This window comes from Streptomyces sp. URMC 126, from assembly GCF_051386555.1.
Taxonomy (GTDB): domain Bacteria; phylum Actinomycetota; class Actinomycetes; order Streptomycetales; family Streptomycetaceae; genus Streptomyces.
The window spans coordinates 1-1118 of the sequence record NZ_JBPQTX010000625.1 but is presented as its reverse complement, the minus strand read 5'-3'; the positions used below and the strand labels follow the sequence as shown (position 1 = coordinate 1118).

At 76.7% G+C, this 1118-nt stretch carries 1 protein-coding gene; it reads right to left on the bottom strand.

Annotated features, from left to right (window positions below; genetic code table 11):
- Positions 1-852 (bottom strand): hypothetical protein (locus ACSNOK_RS33170; protein WP_436784497.1); only part of this gene is annotated, 852 nt, incomplete at its 3' end.
- Between the last annotated feature and the right edge of the window lie 266 nt (positions 853-1118).

The following is a 1118-nucleotide window of genomic DNA, read 5'->3' as shown; positions in this document are numbered from 1 at the left end:
CTTGCCGTCCGCGCCGTCCACCCCATCCGCGCCGCCCTCCCCAGCCGGCCGGGGCCCGGACGCCCCCGACCGCCCGGCCGCCTCCACCCTCCGCACCTGGGCGGCGACCAACCGCTCCGGGATCTCCGCCCGCGAAGGATCCCCAAGGCTGGTGGCGAAGAACATGGACAACACCTCCCCCGACCGCACCACAGTGATCAGCGTGGGCGCCTCCTCCACCGCGTTGACGAGCCGGTAGGCCACCGCCTCGTCCCCCAGCCGGGGCGCCCGCACGGTCTCGACCGCGTCGAACACCTGCCGTTCGCCCTCACCGGTCCGCATGGCGAAGCCGCCCGCGCAGGCCGCCGCCGCGCCCCGCAGCCCGTCCAGGGTGGCCGCCGCCCCGCCGGGCCGGTACTCGGCGATCCGGACGGTGCCGAGCAGGCCCTCGTCGGGGCCGTCCTGCTCGCCCGAGAACGTCGTCACCACCGAGCCCAGCGGCTGCGGCTGCGGGCGGGAGCCCAGCGCCGTGGCCAGCGGCCGGCAGCCGGCCTCGTCGGCCGTGGGCACGCCACGGCCCGCCGAGCCGGCCGGCGCCTGCTCGATCACCAGCCCGGGCACCTCGTCCTTCGCCAGTTCGACGCCGCGGAGCCGCTCGGTGCGCCGCTCGTCGCCGGTCGCCACCGGGCCCTCGGTCTCCTCGGGCTCGCCGGGCTCCCCCGGCGCGGGGCCCCGGCCCCGGGCGTCCGCGGCCCCCACCGCGCGCTTCCCGTCGTTCCCGTGACCCGCTCCGCCCCCCGCGCAGCCGGTCACCGGTACCAGCATTCCCACCGTCACGACCGCACACAGCGCGGCCGCCGTTCTCGCCTTCACAACCCCCACCCTTCCAGTCGTCCGGGGCCCGGACCCGTCACGCCACACCGGCGTCCCCCCGGTCCGCCGCCCCGCACCCGCCGCCGTCGGTCTTCCGGCGCGGGCCCCCGTGCGGGACGTCTCGATCACTTTCGAGCTTCCAGGATGAGCGGAGGCCACCACGATTGACGCACGAGGACGTCACAGCGCGAACACGAAAAGCGAACTAACGTTCGCTCCAATGAAGGCGGCAGTCACCCCGCGCGCCCCCGGTTCACCCCCGGCAC